This window comes from Paenibacillus sp. FJAT-27812 (assembly GCF_001273905.1).
In the GTDB taxonomy this organism is placed as follows: domain Bacteria; phylum Bacillota; class Bacilli; order Paenibacillales; family Paenibacillaceae; genus Pristimantibacillus.
In genome coordinates this window covers 7086750-7108132 of record NZ_LIGH01000001.1, presented here as the reverse complement: position 1 = coordinate 7108132, position 21383 = coordinate 7086750, and the positions used below count along the sequence as shown (strand labels likewise).

The following is a 21383-nucleotide window of genomic DNA, read 5'->3' as shown; positions in this document are numbered from 1 at the left end:
GTTTGATTTTTTTTTTAGTAAATAACATATTGAATTTACAATTTTTTGATGCTATACTCAATCTCAAATGCAGGCAATGCTACTGAAAAGTACAACCTCGGCTAGTCGAGGTTGTGCTTTTTTTTTGTTTCAAGAAAGAGGTGAACGGATTGAACGTAGAGGCGCTGTACCATAGACACAAGCAAAATTGGGCATTTATTTATGAACAAAATGTCGTTTATTTAAGGCTGCGGACGATGAAAAATGATGTCGAAAGTGTTCAGGTTTGTTATGGGGACAAGTATAACTGGTACAAGACAGAACAAAAGGCTGATATGTACAAGCTGCTGTCTGATGCACTTTATGATTATTGGGAAGTACAAGTACAGCCAATATTCGGCAGGCTTAGCTACCGGTTTCTGCTGCATGCAGGAGATCAATCGCTGTATTACGCGGAGCGTTGGTGCAAGGAATATGCGGCAGAATATGATTTTGGTAATTTTGAATACCCCTATGCACATGAGAGTGACAGAATCACTCCACCGGCTTGGGTGAAGGATGCTGTATTGTATCAAATTTTCCCTGATCGATTTGCTAATGGTGATCATGCTAACGATCCAGTGCAGACCGAGCAATGGGAAGCGACATCTACGAAACTTAATTTTTTCGGCGGTGATTTGCGAGGCGTGCTTGATCGGTTGGATTACTTGACGAGGCTTGGCATTACATGTATTTACTTTACTCCATTGTTCCAGGCGGAGACGAATCATAAGTATGATACAGCAGATTATTACAACATAGATCGTCAGTTTGGCGATAATGAATTGTTAAAAAAGCTGGTGGATGAGTGCCATCAACGAGGCATTCGAGTGCTGCTTGATATTGTGTTCAATCACAGTGGACATGCGTTTCCGCCATTTGTCGATGTGATGAAAAATAAGCGGCTATCACCATATGCGGACTGGTTTATATGGAGGGATGAATGGAATAAGCAGAGCGACGCACCGGCGTATGAAACGTTCGGTTACGAAGCTAACTTGCCAAAGTTCAACACATCAAATTCAGAATTGATTGAATATTTAGTTAATATAGCAGTGTTTTGGCTAAAAACATGTGATATTGACGGATTCAGGCTCGATGTTGCGAACGAAATTGATCATCGGTTTTGGAGAACGTTTCGAGATTCGGTAAAAGCGATTAAGCCGGATGTGTATTTGGTTGGTGAAATGATGCATGATGCGATGGCTTGGCTGCAAGGGGACCAGCTGGATGCGGTGATGGATTACCCTGTTCGTTATAGCGCTATTCAGTTCTTTGCTGCTCGTCGAATCGATGGCAAGGAATTTGCTGATACCGTAAGCGCCCAAATGGTTGCTTATCCGCTGCAAGTAGTGGAGGCGTCCTTCCAGTTGCTAGGGAGTCATGATACAGCGCGAATGCTGACTCTGTGTCAAGGCAATACGGAGCAGCTAAAGCAGGCCGTATTGTTTCAATTCACGTACTACGGTGCGCCGTGTATTTATTATGGTGATGAGATTGGGATGAGCGGGGGAGATGACCCAGATAATCGGCGCTGCATGATTTGGGATGAGGATCGTCAAGACAGCCAATTATTTGAGTTCTATCAACAAATGATCGTTTTGCGCAAGCAATATTCAGCACTTCGTTATGGTGGATATCGGTTTTTGCATGCGGAAGCGGGAGATCATAAAATCGCTTATGAGCGATGGGATGACAGCGAGCATTTTATCGTAGCGATGAATGTATCCGAGCAAGCCGCAGCATTGCCCGTATCGGTAAAGGATACGAATGCTGATGGGCATTGGGTGGATGTGTGGTCAGGCGAGGTGCTGATTGCGAAAGCGGGGATGCTTGCGATGGAACTGCCTGCATTTGGTTATCGGCTGCTCCGGCGTCACACGACCCATAACACTGTGCACAACTCTAGAAAAGGAGCGTAATCGAATGGAAGCAATTGTGTGGTCACGCAGTAATAGGCTGGAGCTTATCACTGCTCTGGAGCCTCAGATCGGATCACCTTGGCAAGTAAAGGTTGAAATTGCGATGACTGGAATATGTGGAACAGATCTCGCTGTGGCAGCAGGCAAGGAGAGGGGAGACTATGACGTCATTAGAGGGCATGAAGCGGCAGGTGTTGTCGTTGAAGTCGGGAGGGAGGTTTCTAGCATACGCGTAGGCGACCGGGTAGTCATTGACCCGAACAAAAACTGCGGACGATGCCGATTTTGCAGAAGGGACAAACCACATTTATGCTCTGGGGTAAATGGAGATGGAATGGCTATATCCGGCATCACAGAGTCAGGAACGTTTGCGCGTTTTTTCGTAACGGATGAGCAGTTTGTACATCTTATACCGGATCATATGACCTGGGAACAAGCGGTATTCATTGAGCCTTTGGCATGCGTTCTGCACAATTACAATGAGGCGCAAGTGCGTACTGACGATGCTGTACTCGTGCTTGGCTCTGGTCCAATGGGACTGCTATGTCAAATTGTAGGCAAAAGAAGGGCTGGCTTCGTAGCAGCTACAGAGGTGAATCCCCACCGTCTTCAGCAAGCAGCTTCTGTCGCAGACGTTGCGATTCACCCGGAGCTGTTGAATGAAGCGATTGTCAGCAAATGGTTAGGTGAGCGTAAATTCGACGTTGTTATTGATGCTGTAGGCAATCAATTTCATACCGCAGAACGTTTTGTTGACAGGGGTGGCCGAATTGTTCCGTTTGGCATTCATGCTGGCTTCCAGCATACGTTCAAGCCGACGAGCTATTTGCAGCAAGGGATTAAGGTGATTGGAGCAGGTGAATATCTGAATACGTTTCAAGACGCGCTTAAGCTTGCTTCGGAATTGAATGAGCTAGACGGCATGGTTACGAAGAGGTACCGACTTGATGAGCATGAAATAGCAATTGCGGAGCTGCTGAACGTAAGCAAAGCGCAAGAGAGCGGGCAAGTGAAGGAAACGATGAAAACCGTATTTATTCCTTGAGATACAAATGGATGAAAGATAAGGGGATGATGAATTGACGGAGCTTGTTATTTGGCATGAATTTGATGGGCAAGGAGATACGTCTATTGAAGTGCTTGAGCAGCTATGTGAAAAATTCGAGGAGCAGCATGGCGTACATATTAGGCTGGAGTCAATGAGCATTACGGAGCTGGGGGAGCGAATAAAGCATATTCATCGGACAGGAGAAGGGCCTCATATGGCAATCGTCCCTTCAGACATGGCGTCATACAAGGAAAGTGCTTTGTTGTCTGCGGTTCCGCTTGCTTGGTATGAGGGGATTATTGGTGAGCATGTTTTACAATCGATGCTGGTGGACGGCTATCAAGCAGGATTGCCTATTCTGACAGGCAACCATCTAGCTTTATATTATAATCGCGGGTTGTACAAGAATCCGCCACTGGATTGGCAGGAGTGGAGCGAGCGTTCTGCGGAGCTGAATGACAAAGGAATTACACCTGTTGGAATAGATATCAAGCAGTCGTACAGCTTCATCCCGTTGCTGACAGCGTTTGGCGGCTGGCCGATGCATAACAATAAACCGAGCCTAGGCACCCCTGAGATGGAGGCGGCTATCGCCTACGTTCATAATCAACGAGAAAAAGGCGTATTAAAAAGCTTTGACGGTGCGACCGAGCTGCTGGAGCAGTTTTTAGCTGGACAAATCAGTGCAATTATTACGGGCGAGTGGATTTACAACTACTTGCAGCGCGAGATGGGCGATGAGCTGGGAGTTGCACATTTGCCTGCGATTGCTGGCAAAGCTTCCTTTTCGATGTCCTCTTCAATTGGACTTATTTTCCCCAACGATTCCATTAACACAAGTCTTGGCGACGATATTCGCAAGTTTGCTGCGTTCCTGCTGGAGGATGAGAGCCAGCTTGCTTGGGCAGAGCGGGCACAGCGAATTCCTGTACGGACGGGAGCGATGGAGAAGCTTCAAGCGACCGCAGACCCGAACAGACAAAACTTAATTGCGATGGCGAACGCGAGTAGACCGATTCCGGTCAGCCCGTTCATGATTGCAGCTTGGGTAGGTATGGAAGCAGGTCTAGCGGAGCTAGAGCAGGGGAATGCTGAGGGCGCTTGTCGCAAGATGGTGGGTGTGTCGGAGGAAGTTGTGGCGCAGATCGAGCAGTTTTTGCTTGAAAAAAAAGAGGAGGATGAAAGGAATGAAAGTAACCGTGTTCAGCCAAGTGTCCATTGATGGCAAATTAACGTTCGGAAGCGGGTATTCAAGCAAGGAATTGTTTCAATTGTTTACGCAGGAGGATATGGAGTTCATTCATCGCTTTCGTGGGCAAGTGGACGGGATAATGGTCGGCAAAAATACGATTTGTACAGACAATCCCTTTCTAACGAATCGTTATGAAACGGGAAAAAATCCGGTTCGTCTCGTGCCGACTAGAACGATGGATTTGCCGCTCGACAGCAATATATTTATGGACGATGAACGTACCATTATGATAACGACAGAGCAAGGAGCAGACGAAGAGAAGAAGGAATGGATTCGGAGCCGGGGCAAAGAGGTGATCGTATGCGGTCAAGAGCTTGTCGATTTCGGAAAACTATTCCCTTTGCTAGAAAAGAATTATGGATTCCGTCATTTGATGGTAGAAGGGGGAGGCATGCTGAACTGGCATGTGTTTGATCTTGATTTAGTTGATGAAATTATTTTGATGCAGCTTCCAATCATTATCGGCGGTGCCTCGAACATTTCGCTCGTAGACGGCCAAGGCTACAATGATTTGTCGTATACGAAAAAATTTGAAGTAGCAGATATTCAAATTAAAAGAAATTATACGTTAATGCGTTATGTAAGATCAGAAGCAGCGAATGAATTGATAAGCTGATAAGTTATTGCTAGGAAAGAGGCACAGACATGGCTAAAGCCGAAAATAATAGTTTTTATAAAACACTTCTCCAACTGGCTGTTCCGATTACGCTTCAAAGCTTAGTGATGTCATTGCTGTTTATGACGGATCAAGTGATGGTCGGACAGCTTGGCGATACCGCTATTGCAACGGTAGGTATTGCGAGCAAAATTAACAGCGTTGTATCGGTTGTATTAGCTGGCCTTGCTGGTGCGCTTTCGATTTATGTGGCGCAATATTGGGGCAGCAAGGATCGGAAAAGCATCTCGCAGCTGCTTGGCCTTGGACTCGCTATTGGTCTCGCTTTATCGCTAGTGTTCGCGGCAATAATCATTGCCAAACCAGACTTGTTATTGTCCTTGTTTACGAAGGATAGCAGCATTCTTAGCGATGGGCGCATTTATTTGCAAATTATTGCAATTAGCTTCGTTCCAGCCATGCTGACGATGTTGTACTCTGCAATGCTGCGGAGTACAGGGCATGTGAAGTTTCCTATGTATATTAGTTTATTTACGGTCATTTTGAATATTGTGTTGAATTATTTGCTCATCTTTGGTCATTTTGGCTTGCCGAAATTAGGGCTGGCAGGGTCGGCTTATGCCACCTTAATCTCACGTGCAGTTGAAAGCATGCTTATTATTGGGTCCGTCTACAAATATCGTCTGCCTGGCGGCACGTCACTTAAAGAGCTGGGTAGCATTTCAAGGCCGCTCGCAAACAAGTTTCTCATTACGATGTATCCGCTTGTACTGACTGAATTGGTATGGGTTTTAAGTGAGGCGGTTTATGCGATTATTTACAGCCGCATGGGCACGGTTGAAATGACAGCGATGACGATTACGTTCCCGTTGCAAGGATTAATGATTGGCTTATTGACCGGTATTAGCGGGGCTGCTGCTGTTATGGTTGGCAATAAGCTCGGAGCTGGCGAACCTGTAATTGCGCAACAATATGCTAAGCGGCTTATTCGGTTTGGTATTGCTGCCGCATTTGTATTAGGTGTGGTGATTGCTCTAATTGCGCCGCTTTACACGAAATTGTTCCAGGTATCCGCAGAAGCAGATCAGCTTTCCGTTTATATTTTGTGGGTGTTCGCAGCGTTTATTTGGGTGAAGGTTGCCAATATGATTATGGCTGGAGGCGTGTTGCAAAGTGGAGGAGACAGCAAATTCGTCTTTGCAATGGAATCGGCCGCTACGTGGCTGGTCGGCGTACCGCTTGGCTTACTGCTGTCCGTTGTATGGAAGCAGCCGATTTTCTGGGTATATTTTTTCCTCTCATTGGAAGAATTAGTTCGGTTCGTCATTGGCTGGCAGCGGCTCCGCTCAGGTAAGTGGGTACGTAATTTAACGACTAGTGAGGAAAGCATATCTGCATAGATGTCGCTAACATGATGCGCAAAGGAGGGATTAAATATGGAATCTGTGTTAAATGAGGTGCAGCTAGTTCCTTTAACACATCCTCAGAAGCGGATTAGTTACGTGGAGCAACGGTATGAAGCAAGCCCTATTCATGTCGTGGGCTGTTTAAGCCGGATCGAGGGCGAAGTGGATTTTAAGCTGCTGGAGCATGCGATTCGTTTGGTTCTCCATCAGCATGAAGCGTTTCGGCTTCGATTCGTACAAGAGGACGGCGAGCTGAAGCAATTCGTACAGAGTGGACTTGCAGAAGACGTTACAGCATTTATGGATTTCTCAGTAGAAGATGATCCCGAGCAAGCCATGCAGCAATGGTTAAACCGTGAGGAGAATACGCCTATTCCCCTCATGGACGGCTGCTTATTTCGGATTACGATCTTCCGTATTAGTGAGCAGCATTGCGGTTTCTTGACGTTGTTTCATCATATGATCGGGGATGGCTGGTCTCTGCAATTATTTATTGATGGTATTGGCAAGAGCTATGAGCAGCTATTGATGCAGGGTGAGAATGTTCTTGATGAAGAGGCTACCGGATATTTGAGCTGGCGACATCAGGAGCAAACGTATTTGGCTTCCAGCCGCGCAGAGCGTGATCGATTATTTTGGCAAGAAAGTCTTCAGCATTTGCCAGAGCCGATGTTCCCAGAGGACAGCAGCAGCTGCATGGCAGGCGCGAGGCAATCATTCCGATTAGGGGAAGAAGATACGGGGACGCTCAGAAAGCTGGCGCAGAAGCTTGGCTGTACGGAAAATACGATGCTGACTGGGCTTGTCCTGCTTTATTTGCAACGAACGCTTATGCGGGATGATCTCGTCATCGGGACGCCAGTATTTAATCGCAGTGGGAAATTGGAGAAGAAAATATTTGGTGTATTCACCAGTACGATGCCATTGCGAGTACAGATGGATGCAACTGAGCAGGTATCTCTTTTTTTTGAGAGACTTAATCGTATCATTCGGCGGAGTCACTCTCATCAGAAGTATCCTTATGATCTGCTTGTTCAGCTGCTTGAGCTGCGCAAGATTGGTCTGGAGCAAGTATTTCAAGTTTCCGTTAACGTGTTTAATACAACTTTGTTGACAGAGCTGGATGGCATGGCTGTAAAACATCGCGAAGTATATAGCGGTAATCAGGGCAATGCGCTGCAATTTGTTATCAATGATTGGAATGGCGAGAATGACTATACCATCGATATCCAATATAAGACTAGCCTGTTTACAGATGAGTCAATTGGGAAAACGATTGCTGTGCTGCGTCATCTATTGAGGCAATTGCTTAATAACTCTGAGCAACGAATAAGTTCCTTATCTGTTGTTCTTGAGGATGAAAGGCGGCAGCAGCTCTATGCATTCAATGAGACAAAGCTTGAGCTGCCGCGTTACCAGTCAATTGTGGAATGGTTGAAGGAAGGGGCTGCGCAAAGGCCAGACGCCATTGCTCTGGCATTTAAGGATCAAGAGATGACGTACTCGGAGCTGAATCAAAGAGCGGATCAAATCGCTTGGCAATTGCGCGAGTCGGGTGCAGGTCCTAATCGTATCGTTGCTATAATGGCGAATCGTTCAATAGAGATGATCGTCGCTATTTATGGCGTCTTACTATTGGGTGGCGCTTATTTGCCGATTGATCCTGCATATCCACGTGATCGAATTGCTTATTTGCTGGAGGATAGCGGCGCACAGACGATGCTTGTTCAGCGAGGGCTTCGCCAGCAAAAGGAAATGGCAGAGCTAGGGATAAAATGTCTAGAGGTATCTATTGATGAGCCGTTGGATGAATCGATAGACGGCGGTGATCGCTATAATGACCAGTTGTCATTTGTTAATACACCAGACCATTTGGCCTATATGATCTATACGTCAGGATCTACCGGAAAGCCCAAAGGCGTAATGATTCAGCATCATTCCCTCATTAATTTCATAGCGGCGATGAAGGAACAGCTGCCGTTTGAAGAAGGGGCAATCATGCTGTGCGTGACGACGATATCGTTTGATATTTTTGTATTGGAAACGTTAGCCCCCCTTGCTTTTGGCATGAAAATTGTAATTGCAGACGAGGCTGAGCAAGTGGATGGCGCTTTGCTTAATAAGCTAATCGTTAACGAGCGGATACAATGGCTGCAAACGACCCCCTCCCGAATGCTGTTATTGCTTGCGGATGAGGGAGCGGCAGAGGCACTTGGCCGTTTGAACTATATTTTGCTCGGCGGAGAACCATTTCCGGCTGTGCTGCGCGAGCAGCTTACGCAGCTTACAAATGCAAGATTATTTAATATGTACGGACCAACAGAAACGACCGTTTGGTCTACGATGCAGGAGCTAACAAGCGAAGAAGCGATTACGATTGGGCGACCGATCGCCAATACCTCCGTTTATATTTTAGGTGAACATCAGGAGCTGCTGCCGATCGGCATGGCTGGTGAGCTCTGTATTTCGGGTTATGGCTTAGGAAGGGGATATTGGAATCGGCCGGAGCTGACGGATGAGAAGTTTGTGCCGCATCCGTTCGAGTCTGGGCAAAAGCTGTACCGAACAGGCGATCTGGCGAAATGGCTGCCAAACGGGCAATTGCAGCATTTGGGCCGGATGGATCAGCAGGTCAAAATTCGTGGATATCGGATTGAGCTTGGTGAGATTGAAAGCTGCCTGATGATGCTAGAAGCGGTTCATATGGCCGCTGTCGTTGTATGGATCAGCCCAAGTGGCATTCAGGAGTTGATTGCTTATGTGAAGGTGAATCGACCGCTTGAGTCTTCTGAGCTAAGAAGTCAATTGGCGGTACATTTGCCGGGATATATGCTTCCCTCCCGATATATTCAATTGGAGCAATTGCCGCTTACTCCAAATGGCAAAGTGGATCGCAAAGCGTTGCCAGACCCGCAAACGACGGGAGTATCGCAAGCTCAAGCAGCTTTGATGGCTGTATCGCAAACATCAAAAACCCAAGTAGTGAAGCTAGAAGCGGCAATGTCCGTAGAAGCTGCTAAGCGTTTAACAACGTCGCATGCGACTGTATCGCTGCCTGAAGCTGACGAAACGGATGAGGGAGCAGCAGATGTCGAATATTCGCTCGAGCGAACGATTGTAAATTGCTGGCTGTCCATCTTGGCTGGACATAATATTAGTCATTCCGACAGCTTCTTTGAAGTTGGCGGGCATTCGCTTCATGTATTAAAAGTTATTTCTGTTATGAAGGATCGCGGAATTCCGGTACAAGCATCGGATATGTATGCCGAGCCAACCGCGAGCGGACTAGCGGAACGGCTGCGAAAGCGGCATGGAGCTTTTGTATTCGAGCCATGGCAAGACACTTCGGTGAGCAAAGAGGTAGTTTCCGCCATTGCCATCAATGGCGCGATAACAACGAATCGAGACGCCTATCGCTGGGAGCAGGTTAACTGCTTTACGAAACCGATGGCGATACTGTTTGAATCGTTTCAACGCGGATATTTTGAGCTGTTCCTGTTCCGCTACAATTTTTATATGACCTTTTTTGCAGATAAATGGAAAGAAAGTCCGTTTGAACGTGAGGAAGAGCCGAATGCTGATTTTGTGGATTTATATGAGAAAAAGCTGAAAAAAGCTTTTCAATTGGATATAAGTAAAGTCACCTTCAACGATGCTAATGAGCTAAGAGCATTATTGCAGGAAGGGCTGAGGAACGGGCAGCGGATGTTAGTTCCCGGGGATTTGTATGGGCTTTATTATTCCAATCATTATTTAGGCGAGCCGCATACGCATTATTTTGTTATAAAAGGCTACGACGCGAAGCGTGACCTTGTTTATATGCTGGACAATATGCATATTGAAGGAGGGGCGCTGCCGGTTTATAAGGACTTCGTCATTCAGACGGAGCAATTAGTCGGCATGAGCCGCTTTTATGCACAGCATTGGTGCCCAGAAGGTTCGATTCCGTATTTGTTATCGCTGGAAGAACGGGCTGACGTGCAAGAAGCAATGGATAAGCGCTCATTATTATGTGAGCATTTGGAACTGCTGGAGCGTTGGACGCAGGACAGCTCACTTATCATTTATTTAGAAGAAGAGATGCTGAAGGAAATCGAGGTTCGCAGGGATACATCCAGAATTACAAAGCTTATACCATTGACTAACTATAAGTCAGTCTATTATGATCAATTATTTTCTTTCATGGAATCTTTGCAGGTGGAACAGTCGGGTATTGATGAATTACGCTTGCTCAGCATGGCCATCGGCGAGGAATGGGAACAATTCCGGCTGGCACTATTTGATCGGGTAGCTGATCGCAGGTATGAGGTGAAAGACCTTAAAATAGAAGCAACGCGGATAGCCCAGATGGAGACGATGTTTTTCCATACACTTCGGCAATTGCTGGCAGGAGCTAATTTGCGTGAACGGTCGTTAAACGAGGAAGCTTCTGCGGGAATCGGCCATTTTGCGGAATTCAATTTGAATGCACAAAACGGAGTATGGCAAGGGGACAGCCTCACCATGATTCATACGACAGCCCGAATCGACGATACGTGGATCGTGAAGGATGAAGCACCTCAGCTACTCGCAACACCGACGAAGGAGCAATTCCGCATGGAAGCAACTGTGGTAAATCGCAACAAATACGGCCCATGCTATCATAGTGGTCTAATCGTCAAGTTCAAGGATCATAGCAAAATAATGTTTGGCAATGCCCGGCGCAAGCTGCTAGGTGTATTTTACCCGGAGAGAACGGACAACTACGAATTGTTTGCAAGATTGGATGTGCAAGAAAAACATCGATTGTGCATCGAAGCAAGTGGTGACGAGCTGTATTTCCGAGTCAAGCATGAAAGTGAAGCGGACTGGGAGCTAGTTTGTTCATTTAAAATAAGCGAGCCGGTCATTAGTGTTGGTTTATTTTCGAAAACATGGGAGCCAACAGATCATCAAACAGAGTTTACCGAAATTATCTTTTACGATGGGGAAGGTGAAAGTGGAAATGAACACGAAACTGCATAATCATCCATCCGAGCAACAAGCAATGGTTCTAGAGGACATGTCCCCGCTGGCTCGTATTTCTTCATTTATACGTTCACGCATTAGTGAAAACACAACGCTGTTATGGCTGCCAGCTGTCTGGAACACTTGTGGCTATGCGGATATTTTGGAGATGAAGCAAGGTGAAATATTGGTTGCAGCCTATCCGTTTCTGGATGCTCATTTGGAGCAGTTGGGCAGAGACGCACATCGTTACCACTTGGAGGAAGCAACCAATCTGGATGAAAGTGTAATCTACTCCTCACTTGTTCGTTATTCTACTGCTTGGGACACTGATCATGACGGAAACATTGAGTCTGGAACTTTTCTAAAAATGATTCTGCTGCTTCCGCTGCTCAAGCAAATGGGCGTCAACATTTTGTACATGCTCCCGGTGACACGGTACAGCACAATTAACTTAAAAGGTGATATCGGATCACCGTACGCCGTACAATCGATGTTCGAACTCGATCCAAATCTTCATGATCCATTGTTGGATGATATGACTTCAATAACGCTTAATGATGAAATGTCTGCGCTTGTAGCAGCATGTCATCTCCTTGATATTAAAGTGACGGTGGACTTTATTCCTAGAGTCACTGCAAGAAACAGTGATTTGATTCGTAACCATCCTGAGTGGGTGTATTGGATTCACAACGAAGCGTTGGAGGGCTTCGCGCCGCCGCCAATTCCTGAGCTTGATTTCTTCGAGGAATGCAAACCGGACAAGCTTGAGACGGTGTATCGAAGTGGAGAAACGGCAGCTTTTTTAGCGAAATTTTCGTTGCCGCCTAATGATCTGAATGAGGAGCTTTGGTTGCAGTTGAAGCATCGTTCCCAAGAGACAGGCGAGGAGTTGCTTCATTTAATTGAAGAGGAGATGGGGATTACGACCGCCCCTGCTCATTCGGACTGGATCAATGATGTTCAGCCGATATGGACGGACATTACGTTCCTGCGCTTGTATGCGGATAACAATCCGCTTGTGGAGCATTTAATTAAACCGGATCAAGCACCTTATGTATTATTTGATACGATCAAATGCAACTATTACCCGGCAGAGAAGCCGAACCGTGAATTATGGGATTTGCTCATTGAAGGGCTGCGCTTCAATTTAAACACGTACGGCATTGACGGCTTCCGCATCGATATTGGGCATGTGCTGCCGGTTCCGCTCCTTGATGAGATGTTTGATGTGGTAAAATCAATCAAGCCGAAAGCGCTGCTCATTAGCGAGGATCTATTTAATCGTAATCACCAGAAAGCGGCTGCAGTGGGCTATAACATTATGCTCGGCAGTGGCTGGAACATTATGACTGACATTACCAAAGACAACTTAACCGAATACTTGCGGGAGCTTCCGCAGCTTGCCATTCATGTATTTGCCTGCGCAGAGACGGCGGACACCCCGCGTATTACGAGCAGGGGAGGCGTAGCGCTGGCGCGAATGATCGCTGTGTTTAATGGGTTTTTGCCGAATGCAATTCCATATATTACGACTGGTTTTGAAATGAACGAGGAGCTGCCGCTGAATTGCGGATTAGGCGATAATACAGATGGAGCTGACATTCCGCGGGCGTTCTTCAACCGGATGCAAATTGATTGGTCAAAGTCGGAATCGATGATTCCGTTGTTATCTGAGCTTCATGAATTCAAGAGCCTTAAGCGAAATCTGATGGATGCAGAAAAGTTTTTTGTCGCCGAATCTCCAGAACATGTTGTTGTGTATGGATATATGGACGAAGAGGAACGACTGATTTGCTGCTTTAATCTGTGTGGAGAACAGGCTGTGGAGCTGTCATTGGCGCCTTTACAGCATGTTGATGCGGCGTGGAAGGTGGGAATTGATAGCCATTTCGGGCAGGGACAGCTATCATCAGCCGCTCTATCAGCGAATAAGGTGAAGCTTCAGCCGTATCAGGCGATTATTTTTACTTGTTGAGTAGGATAGTTGGTTAGTTTTCGTGTTGAGAAAAAAAGGACGAGCCAGGGCTATCACCCCGATCTCGACCTTTTTTTCATTTTAAGACGATCCCTTCGTTACACGCTAGCTTTAACTTTAACCTTAGCTTTAAGAATCGAGTATCCGAAAGCTGGCAAGCTTAATTGCTTGGAACCGGATTTGATAGACTCACCGGAAAGCGCATCGATCCATTCATATTCGTTGCTCTCACTAAGTGAGTAAGCTGCTGCAGCATCCGAATTATTGATCGCGATAAGGAAGCGTTCATCGGCATTCTCTCTTTCGTAGGTCAGCAATTGCTTGTTGCTTTGAGCCAAGAATCGGATGCTGCCTGTACGAAGCGCTTCATGCTTCAGACGAAGATGGATCATGTTTTGGAAGAAAGCAAGCAAGTTCTGATCTTGCTTGTTGACATCCCACTCCATACATTTGCGATTATGAGGATCATGTTCGCCATCCATACCGATCTCGTCACCGTAGTAGATACAAGGAGCGCCAACAAACGTTAATTCAAACAAATACGCAAGCTTAAGCCGATCTTTATTGCCTTGGCACAACGTCAACAGCCTAGTCGTGTCATGGCTGCCGAGTAAATTAAAGGAGGTTTCATTGACTTGGCGCGGGTAGCTGGCAATCTGCCGCTGAATGGCATCAGCAAAGCCTTTTGCATCAATCCGAGAATGAGCAAAGAAATTTAAAAGTGCGTTTGTGAAAGGATAGTTCATTACGGCATCAAACTGATCGCCTTGCAGCCACGCCATGGAATCATGCATAATTTCTCCCAAAATATAAGCCTCAGGATTGATCTCCTTAACAGCTTTGCGGAACTCACGCCAGAAATGATGATCGACTTCATTAGCAACGTCAAGCCGCCAGCCGTCAATTCCAATTTCTTCGATCCAGTACCGAGCAATACTAAGCAAATAATCCCGTACTTCTGGATTCTCAGTATTCAGCTTCGGCATAATCGGTTCAAAGCCAAACGTATCGTAGGTCGGGATGCCGTCCTTCACATCCAGCGGCCATTCGCGAATGAAGAACCAATCGGCATATTTGGATTTAGGTCCATTTTTGACAACATCAACAAACGCAGGGAACGTATTGCCGCAATGATTGAATACCGCATCGAGCACGACGCGAATGCCTCTTTGGTGACAGGCTTCAACCAGCTCTTTGAGCTTCTCATTTGTACCGAAATGTGCATCAACCTTGAAATAGTCCTGCGTGTCGTATTTATGATTCGTAGTGGCTTGGAATAATGGGTTGAAATAGATGGCATTAACGCCAAGCTTGGATAAGTAATCCAAATGATCAAGTACGCCTTGCAAATCGCCGCCAAAATAGTTAGTAGGAGTTGGTGTTCCGCCCCAAGGCAATACACCCTCTGGGTCATTGCTTTTGTCCCCATTAGCGAAGCGCTCAGGGAAGATTTGATAAAATACCGCGTCTTTAACCCATGCTGGAGGAGAAATAATATCGATAGGATTCAAGAAAGGGAAATCGAACAATCCTTCATAAATGACATCAGGGGCCTCATCAAAAAATCCTTTTTCGAGCATATACACGACTTGCTCTTGGCTGCGAATTTCAAAATAATAGACGGTTCTGCGGTATCGCGGCTGAATAGCAGCTTCCCAGTAATCGAATCGTTCATCTGACGCAAATATCGCCATGGGAACGGAGGAATTCGTATGATCCCAGCCATACTTATCCCCACAATGTAGGACGACAGTATCAACATCATCCCTTTTTGTGCGCAGGCGAATATGAAGCGTTTTCTCATCGTAAGCATAGGACCAGTTTTGTTTCATTCTGTGATACATGACGTCTAATTGCATGGTTTGATCGCTCCTTTAAAATAGATAAAAGGCATGAAAAAAAGGGCCCAACCTCATTCTTGAACGAGGTTGAACCCTAGGTTTCATTGCCTTTTAATTTGATTAATTATAGCATATGCGATATCGCATATCAACAATAATTCACATTTCTACAAGTAAGGAACTGTGGCTTATACAGAGCTCCATCTACAGTGAACGGCAGAATAAATAATAAATGGATTTTTTTTATAGATGGCGTATGGGTAGCGGCAGAAGTACATTTTCGCCTGGTGATTCAAAGGTTTTTGCGGTGCTGGATGATGGTGATGAGGCGAGCTGCCTTTGAGAGATGTTCGACTTTTTCATTTCATTAGAATGGAAATTTATCGCCGACCTGCTTCCATTTCAATTATTAGGATTTATACCTACAGTTATATATATGGAGAAGCTTGAAACGAGTAACGTCATGATGATATTGGGAAAGGGCTGCATATGGATTTTATTATTATGGGGAGCGGTGAAGTTGCTTTGGCATAAAGCAATTAAAAGATTGGTTATACATGGTGGTTAATGTGGAGATGTTCATCAAAGGTGGGAAGTTATGAATATTCGATTGTTTCTACATTTTGTGAAACTGATCATTAAATCGCGAATGGAGTATAGAGGGGCATTTATCATAGGAGTAGTTGGTCAAATTGTCGGTTACGCAGCTAATTATTTGGTTATATGGCTATTGCTACAAAGGTTTGAAGTTATTAATGGCTAGAGTTATTTAACCAAACCAATTAAACCATTTTTATACTATTTAGCCAACTTGTTCAATATCGGATACATATATCAAGGAGCGGGTGGGTGAATGGGATTCCCCTAGGCTCCACCAAAAAAACAAAAACAACCACATCCTCAGGACGTGGTTGTCTGTTCATATCTGCATTTTCAATAAGCTTTCTTCAAAAGCTCAAAAACTTCTTCAATCGTAAGGCCAAAAGATTTGTAATACGAAGTGTCAATAACCATTTGCTTCAAGATCATTTCATTGCGTTTTTGAAGCATCTCGTCGGGCGAGAGTTCGGCTACAAAACATCCTTTGCCGGTAACGGTGTAAATCAAACCAAGTCGTTCGAGCTCTTCCCACGCTTTTTTTACGGTAATGATACTAACACGAAGTTCCGTGGCTGCATGACGTATGGGCGGCAAACTATACCCATTTTCTAATTCGCCCTTGAGAATTTGTGCGCTGATTTGTTCGAAAAGCTGCTGATAAATGGGTTTATCAGATGTGTTCGATATAGCTATATTCATTATATTTCCACTTTCTCAAACCGTTTGATGGCAATATGATAAGCGATAATCGTAAAGATCGCAAATATCAAGATGCCCGCGATCAGGATCGATAATTGAGTTGCCAAATGATCAGTACCCGCTCCTTTAAAAAGATCATACACGAACGAATTCTGGATGCCGAGCCATTCTGCGCCTCCAGCAAACAGCATAGCGGCTGTAATGGATGCAATCGCTGCTGCGCCGTATTTATATGCAGTCTTATAATACATGGATATAAAGATAATATTGAAGATCGCAATCATGACGAAACATAGTCCCCAAAAACCTAAGGATGGTTTGAAAAAATAGTAGATCATATTCGGATATAAACGAATGCTAATCATGCCATATATCATTGCAACAACAATATGCATTAATTCCAGGATGACAATAACGGATATCTTTGCTTTTACAATGTCTTTTTTTGTTACTGGCAGCATGCCCGTAAATATCAAATCATTCTGAGTTTTATATCCTGCGAACATATTCGGTATCGTGATAAAACAAAAGTAAAGGAGGACAAGGAAATATAACCATCCGGGTATTAGCATTAAGGCGCCTGTCAGAAAGGGCATCACATAAAAGAAAGGACTTACGCCCAACTTTAATTCTTTCATCAGTAAGTTATACATGATTAACCTCCTTTTTCGAAAAATAGATCATAATTTCCTCAAGATTAGGCAAGGTTGACTTCACATCCAAAGATGGATCAAAGTCTCTGGTATGAATCAAGCCTGTAAAGCCAAATGAATTCTTTTTGTAGGAAATTAACCGGTCTTTTATCAAATCCAATTGGTCAAACCGCCCTTTAACCAAACGATAGGTATCAATAAATTCTTCTTTCTCAGAGCTGTTGATGATTTGTCCGTTATCGATAAAAGTAATATAATCAGCGCATTTTTCCAAGTCGGATGTGATATGAGTCGAAAACAGGATGCTGATTTCGCCATCTTCCACCAGTTCCTGGAATATATCCAACAGATTATCTCTTGCTACCGGATCAAGTCCGCTTGTAGGTTCATCAAGAATAAGGAGCTTTGCGCCGTGTGATAAAGCAAGGGCCAAGCTGTATTTTACTTTCATTCCGGTCGATAATTCAGCTATTTTTTTGTCTTCATTCAAATTAAATTTTTTCAGGTAATTATAATAGGCTTCATCATTCCAATTATGATAGAACTTTTTGATTACGTTCGTTAACGTTTTGATTTTGCTTCGCGTATAGAAATCGATGTCTCCGAAGGCGGAGCCAATTTCTTGCTTCAATTCGAGTTCGTGTTCGACCATCTCCTTGCCCAAAATACGGATTTCGCCGCTATCCAAATGAAGCAAATTCAAAATTGATTTTATAGTGGTTGTTTTTCCCGCGCCGTTGGCTCCGATAAATCCCATAATATAGCCCTTTTCCAGTTGAAAAGTGATGTTTTTTAGATGAAAATGTTCATATTTTTTATTTAAATTTTTAATATCTAATGCAAGCATATATCCAACCTCCATCTAAATTGTGTATATCGTGCATGCACAATATAACATCGAGGCAGTTCTGATGTCAATTGTTTTTATCAAGGCGCATATTGGGTTTGGCTTAATAGAGCGAATCTGTGACCGCTCGCGCGGACGGAATGAGGGGAGAAGGCTTGAAGGCAAAAGCTTCTAATGGAGAAGCACGGGGTCTGAATCTACCGCTAAAAGTCCGCGCAGGGTAATGATCCTCAGCTATATCAGCTAGACTTGGATATCCCAAGATGGATATGCGAAATTGATGAGATTAATAGCCGCAATGGCTTAATTTCTATCGTAAACACTCTTTTCTGATGCGAGCGGACTGAGTATCCGCTATTTGTCCGAATCATTCATTTTGAGTGTGTATGCGGACAGGAGAGACGCTATTACCCATCAAACGAGTGAATTTTGTGTTTTTATGAGTGAATAACGGAACCTCAGTCCGCAAGTATCATAATACTTAGTTGATTATCATAAATAACGGATTCTCTGTCCTCCAGATATCAGATGTTCCTGCTTCGAGGCATTTTTTAAAGTAAGAATCGAAGTTTGTAGGTGCGAGCTTGGTGTTGAGCGCTCAGGGTGCCCGGTATGTGCAGATAAACCAGTTGGTGTAAGAGTGCCTCGTCTGCCGATCGCTCACCTTAAGATGGCTGTCGAGTTCCAAAGGCGCAATTGGACGCAAAAGTAACGTGCATACCGGACCGTTTTGACTTCTAACGAAGAAAAGATGGATGGTACGTTGACTGCAAATGTGCTAATTTACGAGGTTAGTGCTGTAGCACCCCGTAGCGGGAAACCGCAGCGATGAGGTCAGAGGTTCGATCCCCTGAAGCTACACCAAACCATTACCTCAAATCACGGATTGTAGAGGGAAATACGTCATTTTCAAAGGCATCTTGTTTCTCGTTTGTTTTATGGCGCTGATCATACACTTCATCGACTCTATTTCTCGCATTATTTTGCCAAGCTGCCAGCTGATTGTTTTTCTTTCCACATCATTGTAATGACAAGACCAATAAACATAATGACAGCAGCAAAGAGATACGGATAGTTAATGTTTACATCAAATAATATACCGCCTAATGCGGGTCCGACGATATTGCCCAAGCTTGTATAGGTAGAGTTCATTCCAGCGATAAATCCTTGTTCTTTTTCGGCAGTTTTTGATAAATAGGTCGTTAATGCCGGTCGTAGCAAGTCAAATGCGAGAAAGATGAAGCATGTTATTATTAAAATGGCTAAATAGCCTGAGATCATAGTGGATGCTACCGCCAATAGAACGCCAGCGATTAAGCAAATCTGGATGAGCTTCTTTTCACCGAGTTTATCTACCATTTTACCAAACATAAAGACCTGAACGACTACGCCGAAAATTGCACTTATTGTAATAATGGCAGCAATATCTCGTGGAGTGAAGCCAAATTTATGATCAGAATACAGACTGAATACAGTCTCATATGCGGATAAACCAAAGGCGAGTACAAACACAATAATAAAGGCAATAATGTATAGTGGATGAAGTGATCGTTTGAGATCATTTACAAAGTTGGTATCTTTTTTAAGCTGAGCGGTTTCCAGAAGCTGCTGTTTGGTTAGTGGCTCTTTTAAAATAAATAGGGATGAAATACATGTTAGTAATGCGAAGCCGGCAGCAAAGTAGAACGGGGCACGCACGCCCATCTCAGCAATAAAGCCTCCGATGCCTGGGCCAATGATAAATCCGATGCTAATGGCGGCAGAAATATAGCCCATTGCTTTGGGCCTCTCCTCCACTGACGTAATATCAGCAACAAAAGCAGTTACAGCCGGCATAATAAATGCACCGCTAATGCCTCCTAAAATTCTGGATAAATAAAGAACGGATACATGTGTACCTAAACCAAAGATCAGCTCTGATACACTGAAGAGGAATAAGCCGATTACGATCATTTTTTTTCTGCCATAGGTGTCAATCCATCGTCCAGCGAGGGGAGACATGAGTAATTGTGCAAACGCAAAGGCCGCCATTAGATAACCCATCGTTTGGCCGGATAAATGCATAATATTCATAAAGGATGGCATAACGGGAACAATTAATCCGACGCCTAGAAAAACTATGAATATATTACTGAGTAGAATGAGTAAGACTGTTTTTTGTTCTTTCAATGGTTTCTTCATGAAGAAATACCTCTCTCTGTAAAATCATAGCTGTGAAATACCTCTCCAAAATACAGTCCAGGAGGCATGTAATTTATCAGTCAATCGTTTTTCATTATTCCCATATGCAAGCTCTAACATGATGGAATCAACTACACCTAAGAAAGCAAGCGTAGGGATGAAGGCTGCATCTGACATGATGGCTTTAGCATCAATCCAAGCTTGAAATTTGCTTTCTAGCACGGATTGAATCTTTAATTCCGTATCCATTACTTCCTCATTAATCGCTGTTGCCAGATGTTGAGGCGGAAAAAAAGACATACGCAGCCAAAACTTTAACTGCTCGCTCTGTTGAAACAAATCAATGACCAATTGCAGGTATCCAAATAAATCGGCTTTCGGATTTTGGGTATCTACTTTACTCAAATATTCTAGTTTCGATGAGATTTCTGTCTCTTTGGCATCTTGTAAAACCTGTAAAAACAGATCGTCTTTCCCTTTGAAATGGGCATAGAGAGACTGCTTCTTCATGCCGACATTGTCGGCAATTTGAGACAGAGATGCTCCCTCATACCCATGGATTGCGAAAAATTTTAAAGCGATGTCTTTAATTTCTTTACTTTTCAATAAAATCACCTCGATATTAACGAACGTTCGTCAGTTATATTATCAAATTTACTTTTTTAACGCAAATGTAATTTCCTTTCAGTGGTTAAGGTCGAGCGATTATTGTATATTCATGGCCCCTTTAATGTACGGATCAGAAGTTCTCTTGCTCTTGCCAAGGGAGCAATTGAACATTCCGTTATTGGAGGATGGGTATTGAAGCATGATTGTGTCCACAGGTAACACGTGGCAGATAGCTACTGTGGAGCCATTATGAGGGGGGGACCGAAAGCGGCTGGAATCAGGATTCGGGCATGCGATTTTGATGAGATTATTATTCACAATGGCTTGATTTCTATAAGGCGTTATTGGACGCAAAAGCCGGCGTGCAAACCGTACCGTTTAAAAATTCGGTTGTGCGCGGACTGAGGTTCCGCTATTTGTCCGAATTTTTGATTTTGAGTGTGTATGCGGACAAGAGARACGTTATTACCCATCAAACGAGTGAATTTAGCGTCTTAATGAGTAAATAAAGGAATCTCAGTCCGCAAGTATCATAATACATAGCTGATTTCCATAAATAACGGCTTCTCTGTCCGCTAGGCTTTCTGTGTATCCGCGTCGTCCCGACAATGTTTTTTCGTTAAAATCGAAGCTTGTAGGTGCGAGCTCGTTGTTGACCGCTTGCGATGTCGAGTATGTGCAGATTAACCAGCTCATGCAAGATGCGCCTCGTCTGCCGATCGCTCAC

The 21383-nt window shown here is 44.4% G+C and carries 14 protein-coding genes; 8 read left to right on the top strand and 6 right to left on the bottom strand.

Annotated features, from left to right (window positions below; genetic code table 11):
- Positions 1–149 precede the first annotated feature (149 nt).
- The 7 genes from ADU23_RS30605 to ADU23_RS30575 are packed head-to-tail and all read left to right on the top strand — an operon-like array spanning position 150 to position 13226.
- A complete protein-coding gene (locus tag ADU23_RS30605; protein ID WP_053377222.1) occupies positions 150–1940 on the top strand; it encodes an alpha-glycosidase in 1791 nt (596 codons plus the stop codon).
- A gap of 4 nt (positions 1941–1944) precedes the next feature.
- On the top strand, positions 1945–2985 hold the full coding sequence (locus tag ADU23_RS30600) for a zinc-dependent alcohol dehydrogenase (protein WP_053377221.1): 1041 nt from the start codon (positions 1945–1947) through the stop codon (positions 2983–2985).
- Positions 2986–3019: 34 nt separating this feature from the next.
- Positions 3020–4210: a sugar ABC transporter substrate-binding protein gene (locus ADU23_RS30595; protein WP_053377220.1), complete on the top strand. Its 1191-nt coding sequence runs from the start codon at positions 3020–3022 to the stop codon at positions 4208–4210.
- The gene (locus ADU23_RS30590; RefSeq protein ID WP_053377219.1) at positions 4176–4856 is read left to right on the top strand and encodes a dihydrofolate reductase family protein; all 681 of its coding nucleotides are present in this window, start codon (positions 4176–4178) and stop codon (positions 4854–4856) included. Before ADU23_RS30595 ends, ADU23_RS30590 begins: the two co-directional genes overlap by 35 nt.
- 29 nt (positions 4857–4885) lie before the next feature.
- Entirely contained in the window at positions 4886–6256 is a 1371-nt protein-coding gene (locus ADU23_RS30585; RefSeq protein ID WP_053377218.1) for an MATE family efflux transporter, read from the top strand.
- A gap of 36 nt (positions 6257–6292) precedes the next feature.
- Positions 6293–11266 carry a non-ribosomal peptide synthetase gene (locus ADU23_RS30580; RefSeq protein ID WP_053377217.1) on the top strand — a complete coding sequence of 1658 codons (4974 nt, stop codon included), beginning with the start codon at positions 6293–6295 and terminating at the stop codon, positions 11264–11266.
- Positions 11247–13226, top strand: coding sequence for an alpha-amylase (locus ADU23_RS30575; protein ID WP_053377216.1), 1980 nt, complete (start codon positions 11247–11249; stop codon positions 13224–13226). Before ADU23_RS30580 ends, ADU23_RS30575 begins: the two co-directional genes overlap by 20 nt.
- A gap of 98 nt (positions 13227–13324) precedes the next feature.
- Here the strand turns inward: ADU23_RS30575 and ADU23_RS30570 are convergent, their stop codons facing one another.
- Entirely contained in the window at positions 13325–15085 is a 1761-nt protein-coding gene (locus ADU23_RS30570) for an alpha-glycosidase (RefSeq protein WP_053377215.1), read from the bottom strand.
- 328 nt (positions 15086–15413) lie between these two features.
- Between ADU23_RS30570 and ADU23_RS34430 the strand changes: the two genes are divergently transcribed.
- Positions 15414–15635 carry an ABC-2 family transporter protein gene (locus ADU23_RS34430; RefSeq protein ID WP_053377214.1) on the top strand — a complete coding sequence of 74 codons (222 nt, stop codon included), beginning with the start codon at positions 15414–15416 and terminating at the stop codon, positions 15633–15635.
- A gap of 365 nt (positions 15636–16000) precedes the next feature.
- On the opposite strand, the gene ADU23_RS30560 is transcribed toward ADU23_RS34430, so the two are convergent.
- The 5 genes from ADU23_RS30560 to ADU23_RS30540 all read right to left on the bottom strand — a co-directional run bounded on the left by ADU23_RS30560 (position 16001) and on the right by ADU23_RS30540 (position 20662).
- Complete coding sequence (locus ADU23_RS30560) at positions 16001–16366, bottom strand: GntR family transcriptional regulator (protein ID WP_053377213.1); 366 nt, start codon at positions 16364–16366, stop codon at positions 16001–16003.
- Entirely contained in the window at positions 16366–17019 is a 654-nt protein-coding gene (locus ADU23_RS30555; protein WP_053377212.1) for an ABC-2 transporter permease, read from the bottom strand. Before ADU23_RS30555 ends, ADU23_RS30560 begins: the two co-directional genes overlap by 1 nt.
- Positions 17012–17866 carry an ABC transporter ATP-binding protein gene (locus tag ADU23_RS30550; RefSeq protein WP_053377211.1) on the bottom strand — a complete coding sequence of 285 codons (855 nt, stop codon included), beginning with the start codon at positions 17864–17866 and terminating at the stop codon, positions 17012–17014. Before ADU23_RS30550 ends, ADU23_RS30555 begins: the two co-directional genes overlap by 8 nt.
- 978 nt (positions 17867–18844) lie before the next feature.
- Entirely contained in the window at positions 18845–20047 is a 1203-nt protein-coding gene (locus ADU23_RS30545) for an MFS transporter (RefSeq protein WP_053377210.1), read from the bottom strand.
- 24 nt (positions 20048–20071) lie between these two features.
- Complete coding sequence (locus tag ADU23_RS30540) at positions 20072–20662, bottom strand: TetR/AcrR family transcriptional regulator (protein WP_269433152.1); 591 nt, start codon at positions 20660–20662, stop codon at positions 20072–20074.
- Positions 20663–21383: the final 721 nt, after the last annotated feature.

Coding starts and splice junctions, on each gene's coding strand:
- ADU23_RS30600 (WP_053377221.1), top strand. CDS start 1,945: ATGGAAGCAATTGTGTGGTCACGCAGTAATAGGCTGGAGCTTATCACT.
- ADU23_RS30590 (WP_053377219.1), top strand. CDS start 4,176: ATGAAAGTAACCGTGTTCAGCCAAGTGTCCATTGATGGCAAATTAACG.
- ADU23_RS30585 (WP_053377218.1), top strand. CDS start 4,886: ATGGCTAAAGCCGAAAATAATAGTTTTTATAAAACACTTCTCCAACTG.
- ADU23_RS30580 (WP_053377217.1), top strand. CDS start 6,293: ATGGAATCTGTGTTAAATGAGGTGCAGCTAGTTCCTTTAACACATCCT.
- ADU23_RS30575 (WP_053377216.1), top strand. CDS start 11,247: ATGAACACGAAACTGCATAATCATCCATCCGAGCAACAAGCAATGGTT.
- ADU23_RS30570 (WP_053377215.1), bottom strand. CDS start 15,085: ATGCAATTAGACGTCATGTATCACAGAATGAAACAAAACTGGTCCTAT.
- ADU23_RS34430 (WP_053377214.1), top strand. CDS start 15,414: ATGTTCGACTTTTTCATTTCATTAGAATGGAAATTTATCGCCGACCTG.
- ADU23_RS30560 (WP_053377213.1), bottom strand. CDS start 16,366: ATGAATATAGCTATATCGAACACATCTGATAAACCCATTTATCAGCAG.
- ADU23_RS30555 (WP_053377212.1), bottom strand. CDS start 17,019: ATGTATAACTTACTGATGAAAGAATTAAAGTTGGGCGTAAGTCCTTTC.
- ADU23_RS30550 (WP_053377211.1), bottom strand. CDS start 17,866: ATGCTTGCATTAGATATTAAAAATTTAAATAAAAAATATGAACATTTT.
- ADU23_RS30545 (WP_053377210.1), bottom strand. CDS start 20,047: ATGAAGAAACCATTGAAAGAACAAAAAACAGTCTTACTCATTCTACTC.